This is a genomic window from Limosilactobacillus difficilis (assembly GCF_947387495.1).
In the GTDB taxonomy this organism is placed as follows: Bacteria; Bacillota; Bacilli; order Lactobacillales; family Lactobacillaceae; genus Limosilactobacillus; species Limosilactobacillus difficilis.
In genome coordinates, this window is sequence record NZ_CANDNU010000137.1 from 1 (window position 1) to 201 (window position 201).

The window sequence follows — 201 nt, forward strand, 5'->3', positions numbered from 1 at the left end:
CGCGCTTGAGCCATACCCAGCATTAAATTCCAAACCTTGCGGTCATTACCAAACATTTGCCATAGCTGATCTCGCTGATGATTATTAGGGTACAAACGAAGTTTGACCCCTTTAATAATTGTTGCCATGATGTTTTCACCCCCCTCTCATTAGGAAAGCTAATCTTTTACTTTTCTTTAGCCCGCTGATCGTCAATATACT

General features: G+C 41.3%; 1 protein-coding gene. It reads right to left on the reverse strand.

Features of this window, described 5'->3' with window-relative positions:
• The coding region (locus QOR82_RS09280) for a helix-turn-helix domain-containing protein (protein WP_283584438.1) at positions 1 to 128 on the reverse strand (128 nt) is incomplete at its 3' end.
• Positions 129 to 201: the final 73 nt, after the last annotated feature.